The sequence below is a fragment of the Streptomyces sp. NPDC014861 genome (genome assembly GCF_043081625.1).
Classification (GTDB): Bacteria; Actinomycetota; Actinomycetes; order Streptomycetales; family Streptomycetaceae; genus Streptomyces.
This window is the reverse complement of sequence record NZ_JBIBWV010000004.1, coordinates 254,826-268,170: the sequence shown is the minus strand read 5'-3', so window position 1 is coordinate 268,170 and position 13,345 is coordinate 254,826. Positions and strand designations below refer to the sequence as shown.

Here is a 13,345-nt window from a genome sequence, read left to right as displayed (position 1 = left end):
GCCTAATGGCCGCGCGGACCGCTCCGTCCGGGGATTCCACCGGCCCGCCCCCACAGAGGCGTCCGCCGGGCCGACTCGGCCCGTGCGAGGTCCCGGGTGGCCAGGAAACGACGCAGCGGATCATGGCCGCCGACGGCCCACGGGAAGGAGGTCGCGTACGGCCCCGTCCGGCCGAACTCGGCCAGTGCCTCCTCCCACCGCCCCCGCTCCACCAGCACGTACGCCAGCAGGTTGCGCACCTCGGCCGGCCACGGGTCGCCGGCCGCGAACGCCGCCGACAGCGCCAGGCCCCGGTCCGCGGCCCGGTCGATCCGCTCCCCGTCCGCGGCGGGCGCCGCCGGCCCCGACCCGGTCCTTCCGGAACCCGGCAGCGGACGCAGCCCCTCGTAGGCGGCGCGCACCGGCAGCGCCCGCACGAGAGAGTCCGGCGCCGCGTCGTCGGCCGCCTCCTCCGCGAAGTCGAAGGCCGCCCGGTGCGAGCCGTACCACTGCGCGGACAGGTACTTCAGCGCGGCGACGTGGCAGCCGTAGTGGTGCGGGGAGCGGAGCAGGGCCCGCTCCCACAGCCGCTCGAAGACCGCGTGCCCGGCGTGCGCCCCGCGCGCGTGGTCCAGCGCGAGCCGCCACGGCACCGGGTCGCGCCCGGCTTCCTCGGTGAGCGCCCGGAGCGCCGGGTCCAGCTCGCGCAGCCGCTCCGCGCGGGCCGGCGACTCCCAGGCCCGGCCCACCGCGAGCTGCGCGGCCACCAGCAGGGCGTCGGGGTCCCGCGGCGCGGCCTCCTCCCACCGGTCCAGCCACTCCCCGCGGCTGTACGCGAAGGTCGCGAGCCGTCGTACGTAGCGGTCCCGGTCCTCCCACTCACCGGCGTCGCGGGTGGTCGCGAGGAGCTTCGCAGCGGGCTCCGGATCGCCGAGCGCCGCCGCCACCAGGGCAGGGGCGAGCCGCCCGTCGGGGGCGTCCAGCAACACGTCGTCGTCCGGCGTCAGCCCGGCGGCGAGACGCGGGGCGTGCCGGGCCGAACGGACGGCGCCGACCAGGGCGCGGAGGAAGGACATGGCAGGACGTATCTTCCCACCGGGGGAGCCCTCGGAGCCGCCGGTACGGCCTGCCTTCACCCGGATCTCACCCGGTCTCCCCCCGGCCGTCACGCCCGCTCGGCCACCCGTACGAGCACCCGGCCGTCAGCCCGTCCCCTCCGGTGCCCGCCGGGCTCGCGGCCCGACCCCCGGTCTCGGTGGAACCGGGCACCCCCGGGCCGTTTCCTCCCCTGCCTGCCTGCCTGCCTGCCTGCCTGCCTGCCTGCCTGCCTGCCTGCCTGCCTGCCCCAGCCAGCCAGCCCCAGCCAGCCAGCCTCGGCAACCCGCCAGCCCGCCCCGGCAGCCCGGCAGCCCGGCAGCCCGCCCGCCGGGCCCGCGGCCCGCTCCGGAGGAGGCGGCCTAGCCGCGCCGCAGCAGCCGGGTCGCGCCCGCCGCCACCGTCGTCGCCAGGATCCAGCCGAGCAGGATCAGCACCGCCGCCGCCCACTGCCAGCCGCCCTCCAGCCGCCAGTAGCCGTCCTGGCCGAGCGTGATCACCGGCAGCAGCAGGTCCAGGGCGTACAGCGTGCCGTTCCACGCGGGGCCCTCGCCCTCCTTGATCGGCACCGGCTCGTACCGCGAGAAGGCGCACGTGCCCGCCGCCCACAGCACCGCCATCCACAGCGCCGCTCGGCCGGGCCGGTAGCCGTACGCCACGGTCCAGTCCTGGACGTACCCCCACAGCTTCCCCGCGACCGGCAGGGTCTCCCGTCTGCGCCGCTGCTTGGCGAGCAGCACCTGCCGGGCGTCCGCGTCCTCCCCGCTGTTGCGGAGCACGGTCGCCAGCCGCTCGTACGGCTCCGGCGCGTACTCCGGGGTCGCCGCCGCCACCCACTCGATCCGCCGGGCCAGCGGGAAGTGGCCGTACGGCACCAGGTTCTCGTAGACGAAGCCGCTCAGGGCCAAGCCGCCCGGGCCCGGCCAGCTGGTCGAGAGGTCGATCAGCGTCACCACCTTCGCGCCGTTCAGCACCACCCGGCCCTCCTCCGGGCGCTCGCCGTTGAAGCGCAGCTCCGGGGTGATGATCCGGCGCAGCGACAGCTCCTCCCGTCGCGCGCCGCTCAGCAGGAAGCGGGCGCGGTTCAGGTCCACCGCGTCCCCGAACCGTCCGTCGTCCAGCCGCACCCCGCCGTGGAACTCGGCCGGCTTGCGCCGGGCGTCCCGGACCGGCGCCACCCCGTACGGCGGGGTGGCCGTGGAGCCGCCGCCGTCCTGGTAGACCCAGGCCGCGTTGAGGTACAGGGTGCGCTCGACGGTCAGCTGCGGGGCGTTCAGCGCGCGGCGGCGCTGGGCCGCGCGCAGCACGCTGCCCCGCAGGCTGAGCGAGACCCCGACCTTCGCCCCGCGCAGGCTGAACTCGCCGTGCGTCTCGATCAGCTCGGCCTGGAGGTCCTGCGCCACCACCAGGCCGTCCGCGGTGATCGCCCGGCCGCGCCCGTCCGGCCACACCTGGATCTGGTTGATCAGCAGGTCCGTGCCGATCTGGGCGTCCGTCAGCCGGATGCCCTGCCCCACCCGGCAGCGGGGCAGGTGCAGATCGCCCTCCGTGTGCAGCCGCGCCGCCTCCAGGCGGGGGAGCGAGCAGCCGACCATCCGCAGCGTGCCGAACCGGGCCTCGGGCAGCAGCACCTCGCCGTCGAAGCGACAGCCGTGCAGCTCCACGTAGGGCGCTATCGACCCGCCCGCCAGGTCCAGCACGCCGGTGATCCGCACCCCGCGCAGCTTCAGCGCCGCCACCCGGCCCGAGCGGGCCGGCGGCGCGTCGAGCAGCAGCGCCGCCACCACGTCGGCGCGCACGCTCCGCTCCGGCCCCCACGGCAGCTCCCCGAACGGGTCGTCCCGCTCCGGCACCCCCTCCGTCAGATCGCAGGTCCTGCCGATCCGGAACGCCTGCCACACGGCCCGCTCCGGGCCCGTGAGACCGTCCGGCATCCCGTCCTCGTGCGGCTCGGTCACTGCCGCCCCCTCGCTCTCCCCGATGCGCTCCCACCACTCCGCTCACCGGGAGTCGTGGATTCGTACAGTCGTTCTTCCCGCAGTGTGACGGGCTGAACGCTAACGGTCAGGAGTGGCGAGGAGACGCCACCGTGGCGCGTATCAGCCAGTGATACGGGCGTCCGGGCCCGTGGGGCGTCTGAGAGAATTGACCCGTGATCTCTCGAATCGATCTGCGCGGCGAGGCCCTCCCCGAGGGTTCCGCCCTGCGCGACCTGCTGCCCCGTGCCGAGTTCGACGTGGAAGCCGCCCTGGAGAAGGTGCGGCCGATCTGCGAGGACGTCAGGCATCATGGCGCGGCCGCGGTGATCGACTACGGGGAGAAGTTCGACGGCGTCCGACTGGAGCGCCTGCGCGTCCCCGCCGAGGCGCTCACCCGCGCCCTCGACGAGCTGGACCCGGCCGTCCGCGCGGCCCTGGAGGAGTCCATCCGGCGCGCCCGCCTCGTCCACCGCGAGCAGCGCCGCACCACCCACACCACCCAGGTCGTGCCCGGCGGCACGGTCACCGAGAAGTGGATCCCCGTCGACCGCGTCGGCCTGTACGTGCCGGGCGGCCGCGCCGTCTACCCGTCCTCCGTCGTGATGAACGTCGTCCCGGCCCAGGAGGCCGGCGTCCAGGGCATCGCCGTCTCCTCCCCGCCGCAGAAGGAGTTCGGCGGCCTGCCGCACCCGACGATCCTCGCCGCCTGCGCCCTCCTCGGCGTCGACGAGGTCTACGCCGCCGGCGGCGCCCAGGCCGTCGCCATGTTCGCCTACGGCACCGAGGGCACCGGCGGAGAGCCCGGCTGCGCCCCGGTCGACCTCGTCACCGGCCCCGGCAACATCTACGTCGCCGCCGCCAAGCGCCTCCTCAAGGGCCGCATCGGCATCGACGCGGAGGCCGGCCCGACCGAGATCGCGGTCCTCGCGGACTCCACCGCCGACCCCGTGCACGTCGCCGCCGACCTCATCAGCCAGGCCGAGCACGACCCGATGGCCGCCTCGGTCCTCGTCACCGACTCCGAGGAACTGGCCGCGGCCGTCGAGGCCGAGCTGAAGACCCAGGTCGCCGCCGCCAAGCACGTCGACGACCGGATCGCCCCGGCACTGGCCGGCCGGCAGTCCGCGATCGTCCTCGTCACCGACCTGGAGGACGGCCTCAAGGTCGTCGACGCCTACGGCGCCGAGCACCTGGAGGTCCAGACCGCCGACGCCGCCGCCCTCGCCGACCGGGTCCGCAACGCGGGCGCGATCTTCGTCGGACCCTGGGCCCCGGTCTCGCTCGGCGACTACTGCGCCGGCTCCAACCACGTCCTGCCCACCGGCGGCTGCGCCTGCCACTCCTCGGGCCTCTCCGTGCAGTCCTTCCTGCGCGGGGTGCACATCGTGGACTACACGCGCGACGCGCTCGCCGACGTGGCCCACCACGTGGTCACCCTCGCCGAGGCCGAGGACCTCCCGGCCCACGGCGCCGCGATCAAGGCCAGGTTCGGCTGGAAGGTGCCCCAGCAGTGACCGAGATCCGCATCGACGACCTGCCGGTCCGCGAGGAGCTGAAGGGCCAGTCGCCCTACGGCGCCCCCCAGCTCGACGTCCCCGTCCAGCTCAACACCAACGAGAACCCCTACCCGCTGCCCGAGCCCCTGGTGGCCCGGATCGCGGAGCGGGTCGCCGAGGCCGCCCGCGGCCTCAACCGCTACCCCGACCGGGACGCGGTCGAGCTCCGCACCGAGCTCGCCCGCTACCTCACCCGCACCGGCAACCACCCGGTGGCCAGGGAGAACGTGTGGGCCGCCAACGGCTCCAACGAGGTCCTCCAGCAACTGCTCCAGACCTTCGGCGGCCCCGGCCGCACCGCGATCGGCTTCGAGCCCTCGTACTCGATGCACGCGCTGATCGCCCGCGGCACCGGCACCGGCTGGATCTCCGGCCCGCGGCGGGCGGACTTCACGATCGACGTCGAGGCCGCCGAGGCCGCGATCGCGGAGCACGCGCCCGATGTCGTCTTCGTCACCTCGCCCAACAACCCCACGGGCACCGCCGTCGAGGCCGAGGTCGTGCTGCGGCTGTACGAGGCCGCCCAGGCCGCCAAGCCCTCGCTGGTCGTGGTGGACGAGGCGTACGTGGAGTTCAGCCACCGGGACTCGCTGCTGCCCCTCCTGGAGGGCCGGCCGCACCTCGTGGTCTCCCGGACCATGTCCAAGGCCTTCGGCGCCGCCGGGCTCCGCCTCGGCTACCTCGCCGCCCACCCGGCCGTGGTCGACGCAGTGCAGCTGGTCCGCCTCCCGTACCACCTCTCCGCCGTCACCCAGGCCACCGCGCTCGCCGCCCTGGAGCACACCGACACCCTCCTCGGGTACGTCGAGCAGCTCAAGGCCGAGCGCGACCGGCTCGTCTCCGAGCTGCGCGCCATCGGCTACGAGGTCACCGAGTCCGATGCCAACTTCGTCCAGTTCGGCCGCTTCCCGGACGCGCACGAAGCCTGGCGGAGCATCCTCGACCGGGGCGTCCTGGTCCGGGACAACGGCGTACCGGGATGGCTGCGGGTCACCGCCGGCACCCCCGAAGAGAACGACGCGTTCCTCGACGCGGTCCGTGAAATGAAGAAGGAGCAGAGCGCATGAGCCGCGTAGGCCGCGTTGAGCGCACCACCAAGGAGACCTCCGTCGTCGTCGAGATCGACCTCGACGGCACCGGAAAGGTCGACGTGTCGACCGGGGTCGGCTTCTACGACCACATGCTCGACCAGCTCGGCCGGCACGGGCTCTTCGACCTGACCGTGAAGACGGACGGCGACCTCCACATCGACTCGCACCACACCATCGAGGACACCGCCCTCGCCCTCGGCGCCGCCTTCAAGCAGGCCCTCGGCGACAAGGTCGGCATCTACCGCTTCGGCAACTGCACGGTCCCGCTGGACGAGTCCCTCGCCCAGGTCACCGTCGACCTCTCCGGCCGCCCCTACCTCGTGCACACCGAGCCCGAGAACATGGCGCCGATGATCGGCTCGTACGACACCACCATGACCCGGCACATCTTCGAGTCCTTCGTGGCCCAGGCGCAGATCGCGCTCCACATCCACGTGCCGTACGGCCGCAACGCCCACCACATCGTGGAGTGCCAGTTCAAGGCGCTGGCCCGCGCCCTGCGCTACGCCTCCGAGCACGACCCGCGCGCCGCCGGGATCCTCCCCTCCACGAAGGGCGCGCTGTAACCGTGACCGGTCTCTCCACCATCCTGATCGTCGTCGGGCTCTTCCTGCTCGGCGGCATCTACTCCTTCGTCAAGCAGCAGATGCCCAAGGGCCTCATCGTGCTGCTCTCCGTCGGCGCCGCCATGTGCCTCACGGCCGGCGTGCTCCGTCTGGACGTGTGGTCATGACGACGAGCACCCCCGCCGGCGGCGCGCGCAAGAAGGTCGTGGTCTTCGACTACGGCTTCGGCAACGTGCGCTCCGCCGAGCGCGCCCTCGCCCGGGTCGGCGCGGACGTCGAGATCACCCGCGACTACGACACGGCGATGAACGCCGACGGGCTCCTCGTCCCCGGCGTCGGCGCCTTCTCCGCCTGCATGCAGGGGCTCAAGGAGGCCCGCGGCGACTGGATCGTCGGCCGCCGGCTCTCCGGCGGGCGCCCCGTCATGGGCATCTGCGTCGGCATGCAGATCCTCTTCGAGCGAGGCATCGAGCACGGCGTCGAGACCGAGGGCCTCGACGAGTGGCCGGGCACGGTCGGGCCGCTGGACGCCCCCGTCGTCCCCCACATGGGGTGGAACACGGTCGACGCGCCCGCCGACACCGAGCTCTTCGCCGGCCTCGACGCCGACGCCCGCTTCTACTTCGTGCACTCCTACGCGGTGCGCGAGTGGACCCTGGAGGTCGGCAACAAGAACATCCGCGCCCCCAAGGTCACCTGGGCCACCCACGGCGAGCCCTTCGTCGCCGCCGTGGAGAACGGGGCCCTGTGGGCCACCCAGTTCCACCCCGAGAAGTCCGGCGACGCCGGCGCCCAGCTCCTCACCAACTGGATCGGAACCCTGTGAGCACGCTCGAACTCCTCCCCGCCGTCGACGTCCGCGACGGCCAGGCCGTCCGCCTCGTCCACGGCGAGTCCGGCACCGAGACCTCCTACGGCTCCCCGCTGGAGGCCGCCCTCTCCTGGCAGCGCTCCGGCGCCGAGTGGCTCCACCTCGTCGACCTGGACGCCGCCTTCGGCACCGGCGACAACCGCGCGCTGGTCCGCCAGGTCACCGAGGCCATGGACATCAAGGTGGAGCTCTCCGGCGGCATCCGCGACGACGCCTCGCTCGCCGCGGCCCTCGCCACCGGCTGCACCCGCGTCAACCTCGGCACCGCAGCCCTGGAGACCCCCGAATGGGTCGCCAAGGTCATCGCCGAGCACGGCGACAAGATCGCCGTCGGCCTCGACGTGCGCGGCACGACCCTGAAGGGCCGCGGCTGGACCCGCGACGGCGGCGACCTCTACGAGACCCTGGCCCGCCTCGACTCCGAGGGCTGCGCCCGGTACGTCGTCACCGACATCGGCCGCGACGGCACCCTCACCGGCCCCAACGTCGAGCTGCTGAAGAACGTCTGCGCGGCCACCGACAAGCCCCTCGTCGCCTCCGGCGGCGTCTCCTCCCTGGACGACCTGCGCGCCCTGTCCGGCCTCGTGCCGCTGGGCGTCGAGGGCGCGATCGTCGGCAAGGCGCTCTACGCGAAGGCGTTCACCCTGGAGGAGGCCCTTCAGGCGGTGGCGTCCGCATGACCGACTCCGTGCGCAAGGTCGTCACCGGCGCCCCCTGGGAGGAGCAGTTCGGCTACTCCCGCGCGGTCGAGCTGCCCAACGGCACCGTCCTCGTCGCCGGCTGCACCTCGGTGGTCGACGGACAGATCGCCGACGGCGGCCCGTACGAGCAGACCGTCAACTCCTTCGCCGTCGCCCTCGACGCGCTGAAGCAGCTGGGCCTCGGCGCCGAGGACGTCGTCCGCACCCGCATGTACCTCACCCACGCGCGGGACGTGGACGAGGTGGGCCGCGCCCACAAGGAGCTGTTCGACGCGGTCCGCCCGGCCGCCTCGATGATCATCGTCTCGGGCTTCGTCGACCCCCGCCTGGTCGTCGAGGTCGAGGTCGAGGCGTACAGGAGTGATGCGGCATGAGCCTCGCCGTACGCGTGATCCCCTGCCTGGACGTGGACAACGGCCGGGTCGTCAAGGGCGTCAACTTCCAGAACCTGCGCGACGCCGGCGACCCGGTCGAGATGGCCAAGCTGTACGACGCCGAGGGCGCCGACGAGCTGACCTTCCTCGACATCACCGCCTCCTCCGGCAACCGCGAGACCACCTACGACGTGGTGCGCCGCACCGCCGAGCAGGTCTTCATCCCGCTCACGGTCGGCGGCGGCGTGCGGTCGGCGGAGGACGTCGACCGGCTGCTGCGGGCCGGCGCGGACAAGGTGGGCGTCAACACGGCCGCCATCGCCCGCCCCGAGCTGATCCAGGAGATCGCGGAGCGCTTCGGCCGGCAGGTCCTCGTCCTGTCCGTCGACGCGCGCCGGACGCCCTCCGGCTCCTTCGAGGTGACGACGCACGGCGGCCGCAAGGGCACCGGCATCGACGCCGTCGAGTGGGCGCACCGCGCCGCCGAACTGGGCGCGGGCGAGATCCTGCTCAACTCGATGGACGCGGACGGCACGAAGGACGGCTACGACACCGAGATGATCGCGGCGGTGCGCAAGCACGTGACCGTGCCGGTGATCGCCTCCGGCGGCGCCGGCAGGCTCGCCGACTTCCCGCCCGCCGTCGCCGCGGGCGCGGACGCGGTGCTCGCGGCCTCCGTCTTCCACTTCGGCGACCTGCGGATCGGCCAGGTCAAGGAGACGCTGCGGGAAGCGGGCCACGAGGTCCGCTGAGCCCTCGCTCCGCCCGGGAGCGTCCGAGGGGGAAGGCCACCGCGAGGTGCCCTTCCCCCTCTCCCGTAAGGTTCCCCGGCCTCCCGGCTAGATCCCCAGCTGCTTCGTCGTGTTCAGCAGCTCGATCGCGTCCGGCTCGCCCTCCAGGCCCACCTTCGCCACCTCGGTACGCCCGTACAGGTACATCGTCAGCTCGCCCGGCTCCCCGGAGACGGTCACCACCGGGGTGCCGCGGTGGGCGACCACCGTCTGGCCGTTCGGGCGGCGCAGCACCAGGCCCACCGGCGCCTTCCGGCCGAGCAGCCGGGCGCCCTTCTCCAGCCGCGACCACAGGGCGTCCGAGAAGACCGGGTCCAGCTCCCGCGCCGACCAGCCCGGCTGCGCCCGGCGCACGTCCTCCGTGTGGACATAGAACTCGATGACGTTCGCGCCCTCGTCCACCTGCTTGATCGTGAACGGGGAGAAGCGCGGCGGACCCGAGCGGACGAGCTGGACCAGCTCCTCGTACGGCTTCGCGGCGAACTCGTCCTGGACCCGCTGGAGCCGCTCCCTGAGCGCCGGGACGAGCGTGCCCGCCGCCGCGTCCGGGCGCCGCTCCCGGACCACCACGTGCGCCGCGAGGTCACGCGTCCGCCAGCCCTCGCAGAGCGTCGGCGCGTCCGGTCCCGCGGCCTCCAACAGATCAGCGAGCAGAAGCCGTTCACGTTTGGCATGGGTCGACATGCCCGCCAGCGTACGACCGCGCCGCGCCGTCCGCCCAGTGGACGCTCCGCCGGACACGCTCCCGCGTCACGGCACAATGGCGCCATGAGCAGCACGCCCCGGACCCCCAGCGACCTCGACCCGGCCATCGCGGCCCGCCTCAAGCGCGGCGACGACGGCCTGATCCCCGCCATCGCCCAGCAGTACGACACCGGCGAGGTGCTCATGCTCGGCTGGATGGACGACGAGGCCCTGCACCGCACCCTCACCACCGGCCGCTGCACCTACTGGTCCCGCAGCCGGAACGAGTACTGGGTCAAGGGCGACACCTCCGGGCACGTCCAGCACGTCAAGTCGGTCGCCCTCGACTGCGACGCCGACACCGTCCTCGTCCGGGTCGACCAGGTCGGAGCCGCCTGCCACACCGGCGCCCGCACCTGCTTCGACGCCGACGTCCTCCTCGCGTCCGAGTAGGGTCTGGCGCCATGGATCTCGAGACCTTCCGCAAGCTGGCGGCCGACCGCCGCGTCATCCCCGTCAGCCGCAGGCTCCTCGCGGACGGCGACACCCCGGTCGGGCTCTACCGCAAGCTCGCCGCCGAACGCCCCGGCACCTTCCTCCTCGAATCCGCGGAGAACGGCCGCAGCTGGTCCCGCTACTCCTTCGTCGGCGTCCGCAGCGACGCCACCCTCACGGTGAAGGACGGCCAGGCCCACTGGCTCGGCACCCCGCCGGTCGGCGTCCCCACGGACGGCGACCCGCTCGCCGCCCTGCGCGCCACCGTCGAGACCCTCCACACCCCGCGCGACCTCGCGGGCGGGCTGCCGCCCTTCACCGGCGGCATGGTCGGCTACCTCGGCTACGACATCGTGCGCCGCCTGGAGAGGATCGGGGACTCCACCCGCGACGACCTGGAGCTCCCCGAGCTCACCATGCTCCTCACCAGCGACCTCGCCGTCCTCGACCACTGGGACGGCTCGGTCCTCCTGATCGCCAACGCGATCAACCACAACGACCTGGAGACCGGCGTCGACGAGGCGTACGCGCACGCCGTCGCCCGCCTCGACGCGATGCAGGCCGACCTGGCCCGCCCCCTCGCCACCACCCCCGAAGCCCTCCCGGCCTCCGAGCTCCCCGCCTACTCCGCCCTCTGGGGCGGCGCGTCCTACCAGGACGCCGTCGAGGACATCAAGGAGCGCATCCGGGCCGGCGAGGCCTTCCAGGTCGTCCCCTCGCAGCGCTTCGAGACCCCCTGCACCGCCTCCGCCCTCGACGTCTACCGGGTCCTGCGGGCCACCAACCCGTCCCCGTACATGTACCTCTTCCGCTTCGAGAACGGCTTCGACGTCGTCGGCTCCAGCCCCGAGGCCCTCGTCAAGGTCGAGGACGGGCAGGCGATGCTCCACCCCATCGCCGGCACCCGGCACCGGGGCGCCACCCCGCAGGAGGACCACGACCTCGCCGAGGAGCTGCTCGCCGACCCGAAGGAGCGCGCCGAGCACCTCATGCTGGTCGACCTCGGCCGCAACGACCTCGGCCGGGTCTGCGCCCCCGGCTCCGTCGAGGTCGTCGACTTCATGTCGATCGAGCGGTACTCCCACGTCATGCACATCGTGTCCACCGTCACCGGCCGGGTCGCCGAGGGGAGGACCGCCTTCGACGTCCTCACCGCCTGCTTCCCCGCCGGCACCCTCTCCGGCGCCCCCAAGCCCCGCGCGATGCAGATCATCGAGGAGCTGGAGCCCTCCCGGCGCGGCCTGTACGGCGGGTGCGTCGGCTACCTCGACTTCGCCGGCGACTCCGACACCGCCATCGCCATCCGCACCGCGCTGCTCCGCGACGGCACCGCGTTCGTCCAGGCCGGAGCGGGTGTCGTCGCCGACTCCGACCCGGCCGCCGAGGACGCCGAGTGCCGCAACAAGGCCGCCGCCGTCCTCCGCGCCGTCCACACCGCCAACCGGATGAAAGGTTCATCGCAGCCGTAGGGGATAGTGGGGTACGTGAGTGCCGTACCCGTACCCCAGCCCCGAGCCGCCCGCGCGGCCGTCACCTCCGGCGGCCGGCGGAGCCTCGCCGTCGCCCTGCTCCTCGGTGCCCTCGGGGCCACCGTCGTACTGCTCTCCGCCGGCCAGATCTGGGCCGAGGGCACCGCGTCGGTCGCCGGGGGCTCCGTTCCCGTCGAGGCCGACGGCGGCGCCGTCACCGGCGTCCCGACCGCCCTCGCGATCGTCGGCCTCGCCGCCCTCGTCGCCGTCTTCGCCGTCCGCCGCGCCGGCCGCACCCTCGTCGCCGGGCTCCTCGCGCTCAGCGGCGCCGGCGCGGCCCTCGCCGCCTTCCTCGGCGCCTCCGACAGCGCAGCCCTCGACGCCGAGGCCGCCCGGATCAGCGGTGACACCGCCGCGGCCGTCGCCGGCCTCACCCATACGGCCTGGCCCTACGTGGCCGCCGCCGGCGCCCTGCTCATCCTCGTCGCGGGCCTCTGCGCGCTGCGCTACGGCAAGAGCTGGCCCGCGATGGGCGGCCGCTACGAGCGCGCCGGCACGCCCCGGGCGGCGCGCGGCCCCGCCGCCGGCGACCCCGACCGCCCCGAGGACCTGTGGAAGGCACTCGACCGCGGCGAGGACCCGACGCACGACGCGTGATCGTCCGGGACCCCCCGAGTCACCTCCGCGGGGTCGAGTGCGGAAGAATGACGCCGTCATCACATGACAGCCGTCATCTTCGACGTCACCACCGAGCAACATCTACGAGGAGCAACTCATGGCGGGCAGCGCCCACGGACACACCCCGGCCGCCTGGACCGGTGTCATCATCTCCTTCATCGGCTTCTGCATCGCCGGAGTCTTCATGGTGGCGGCGAACATCCCCGGCTTCTGGGCCGGTGTCGGTGTCATCGTCCTCGGCGGTGTCGTCGGCCTCGCCATGAAGGTCGCCGGCCTCGGCATGCCGAAGGAGTCCCCGGACGTCGCCGCGGCCCGCGAGACCGCGACCACCGCGGCCAGGGCCCGCGCCTGACCCCAGGCCCCGGCCCGGAGGTCCGCCGCCGACCCGCGCGGACCCCTGCACCACCCGAACGGCGCAGTCCGGCACGCCCGGACTGCGCCGTCGTGCGTCCCGGCGCGGCCCGGGCGACAATCACCGCGTGACCGCCGAGCCGACACCGCAGACCGAGCCGAGCCCGCGCACGCCCCCGCCCGCCGGGGCGCCCGACCCCTGGCTCCGGGAGGCCGAGGAGTTCCGGCGCCGCCCGCTCGGCCGGCGGCTGCTCGCCCCGCTCGCCACCCTCGCCGGCACCGCCGCCGCCTTCGCGTACGTGGCCGCCGTCGACCCCAACGAACCCGGCCACTACCCGGTCTGCCCGCTGCTCCGCTTCACCGGCCTGTACTGCCCCGGCTGCGGCGGCCTGCGCAGCGCCCACGCCGTAGCCCACGGCGACCTCGCGACCGCGCTCGGTGCCAACGCGCTCGCCGTCGGCGGCTACGCGGTCTGCGCCGTCCTCATGGCCGTATGGCTGATTCGCGCCGTCCGCGGCGCGCCGACCCGGATCACCCTGAAGCCCACCCTGTGGTGGGCGATCGGGGCGCTGACCGCCCTTTTCGCGGTGTTCCGCAACCTTCCGCTCGGCTCCGCGCTGGCCCCCTGAAGTCCCAGCTGTTGGGACACCGCGCCGCTCGATGCG

Annotated in this window: 16 protein-coding genes; 13 read left to right on the top strand and 3 right to left on the bottom strand. The window is 73.9% G+C overall.

All coding sequences use genetic code 11. The features are described 5' to 3' along the window. Nucleotides 1-2: 2 nt before the first annotated feature. Complete coding sequence (locus ACF1BN_RS10725) at nucleotides 3-1,055, bottom strand: hypothetical protein (protein ID WP_392331233.1); 1,053 nt, start codon at nucleotides 1,053-1,055, stop codon at nucleotides 3-5. 381 nt (nucleotides 1,056-1,436) lie between these two features. Then, the gene (locus ACF1BN_RS10720) at nucleotides 1,437-3,032 is read right to left on the bottom strand and encodes an oxidoreductase (protein ID WP_392331232.1); all 1,596 of its coding nucleotides are present in this window, start codon (nucleotides 3,030-3,032) and stop codon (nucleotides 1,437-1,439) included. A 194-nt stretch (nucleotides 3,033-3,226) separates the two neighbouring features. Between ACF1BN_RS10720 and hisD the strand changes: the two genes are divergently transcribed. From hisD to hisF, 8 genes are read left to right on the top strand one after another with little or no spacing between them, the layout of a single operon-like run. Then, nucleotides 3,227-4,567: a histidinol dehydrogenase gene (gene hisD / locus ACF1BN_RS10715; protein WP_392331231.1), complete on the top strand. Its 1,341-nt coding sequence runs from the start codon at nucleotides 3,227-3,229 to the stop codon at nucleotides 4,565-4,567. Next, complete coding sequence (locus tag ACF1BN_RS10710) at nucleotides 4,564-5,676, top strand: histidinol-phosphate transaminase (protein ID WP_392331230.1); 1,113 nt, start codon at nucleotides 4,564-4,566, stop codon at nucleotides 5,674-5,676. Before hisD ends, ACF1BN_RS10710 begins: the two co-directional genes overlap by 4 nt. Beyond that, nucleotides 5,673-6,266 carry an imidazoleglycerol-phosphate dehydratase HisB gene (gene hisB / locus ACF1BN_RS10705; protein ID WP_376596565.1) on the top strand — a complete coding sequence of 198 codons (594 nt, stop codon included), beginning with the start codon at nucleotides 5,673-5,675 and terminating at the stop codon, nucleotides 6,264-6,266. Before ACF1BN_RS10710 ends, hisB begins: the two co-directional genes overlap by 4 nt. Before the next feature lie 2 nt (nucleotides 6,267-6,268). Beyond that, complete coding sequence (locus ACF1BN_RS10700) at nucleotides 6,269-6,433, top strand: hypothetical protein (protein WP_360319419.1); 165 nt, start codon at nucleotides 6,269-6,271, stop codon at nucleotides 6,431-6,433. Then, entirely contained in the window at nucleotides 6,430-7,092 is a 663-nt protein-coding gene (gene hisH / locus ACF1BN_RS10695; protein ID WP_392331229.1) for an imidazole glycerol phosphate synthase subunit HisH, read from the top strand. The genes ACF1BN_RS10700 and hisH overlap by 4 nt, the downstream gene beginning before the upstream one ends. Further along, on the top strand, nucleotides 7,089-7,817 hold the full coding sequence (priA, locus tag ACF1BN_RS10690; protein ID WP_392331228.1) for a bifunctional 1-(5-phosphoribosyl)-5-((5-phosphoribosylamino)methylideneamino)imidazole-4-carboxamide isomerase/phosphoribosylanthranilate isomerase PriA: 729 nt from the start codon (nucleotides 7,089-7,091) through the stop codon (nucleotides 7,815-7,817). The genes hisH and priA overlap by 4 nt, the downstream gene beginning before the upstream one ends. Further along, entirely contained in the window at nucleotides 7,814-8,212 is a 399-nt protein-coding gene (locus ACF1BN_RS10685; protein WP_392331227.1) for a RidA family protein, read from the top strand. Before priA ends, ACF1BN_RS10685 begins: the two co-directional genes overlap by 4 nt. Further along, a complete protein-coding gene (gene hisF / locus ACF1BN_RS10680; RefSeq protein ID WP_376596557.1) occupies nucleotides 8,209-8,964 on the top strand; it encodes an imidazole glycerol phosphate synthase subunit HisF in 756 nt (251 codons plus the stop codon). The genes ACF1BN_RS10685 and hisF overlap by 4 nt, the downstream gene beginning before the upstream one ends. 87 nt (nucleotides 8,965-9,051) lie before the next feature. Here the strand turns inward: hisF and ACF1BN_RS10675 are convergent, their stop codons facing one another. Continuing rightward, a complete protein-coding gene (locus ACF1BN_RS10675) occupies nucleotides 9,052-9,687 on the bottom strand; it encodes a TIGR03085 family metal-binding protein (protein ID WP_392331226.1) in 636 nt (211 codons plus the stop codon). Nucleotides 9,688-9,771: 84 nt separating this feature from the next. Here ACF1BN_RS10675 and hisI point away from each other — a divergent pair, with 84 nt between their 5' ends. From hisI to ACF1BN_RS10650, 5 genes are all read left to right on the top strand, one after another. Continuing rightward, nucleotides 9,772-10,140, top strand: coding sequence for a phosphoribosyl-AMP cyclohydrolase (gene hisI, locus ACF1BN_RS10670; protein ID WP_392331225.1), 369 nt, complete (start codon nucleotides 9,772-9,774; stop codon nucleotides 10,138-10,140). Between the two features lie 11 nt (nucleotides 10,141-10,151). Further along, complete coding sequence (locus tag ACF1BN_RS10665; protein WP_392331224.1) at nucleotides 10,152-11,651, top strand: anthranilate synthase component I; 1,500 nt, start codon at nucleotides 10,152-10,154, stop codon at nucleotides 11,649-11,651. A gap of 6 nt (nucleotides 11,652-11,657) precedes the next feature. Next, the gene (locus tag ACF1BN_RS10660) at nucleotides 11,658-12,308 is read left to right on the top strand and encodes a TIGR02234 family membrane protein (protein ID WP_392331223.1); all 651 of its coding nucleotides are present in this window, start codon (nucleotides 11,658-11,660) and stop codon (nucleotides 12,306-12,308) included. Nucleotides 12,309-12,426: 118 nt separating this feature from the next. Then, nucleotides 12,427-12,681 carry an HGxxPAAW family protein gene (locus ACF1BN_RS10655; RefSeq protein WP_392331222.1) on the top strand — a complete coding sequence of 85 codons (255 nt, stop codon included), beginning with the start codon at nucleotides 12,427-12,429 and terminating at the stop codon, nucleotides 12,679-12,681. A gap of 127 nt (nucleotides 12,682-12,808) precedes the next feature. After that, nucleotides 12,809-13,309, top strand: coding sequence for a DUF2752 domain-containing protein (locus tag ACF1BN_RS10650; protein ID WP_392331221.1), 501 nt, complete (start codon nucleotides 12,809-12,811; stop codon nucleotides 13,307-13,309). Nucleotides 13,310-13,345 lie beyond the last annotated feature (36 nt).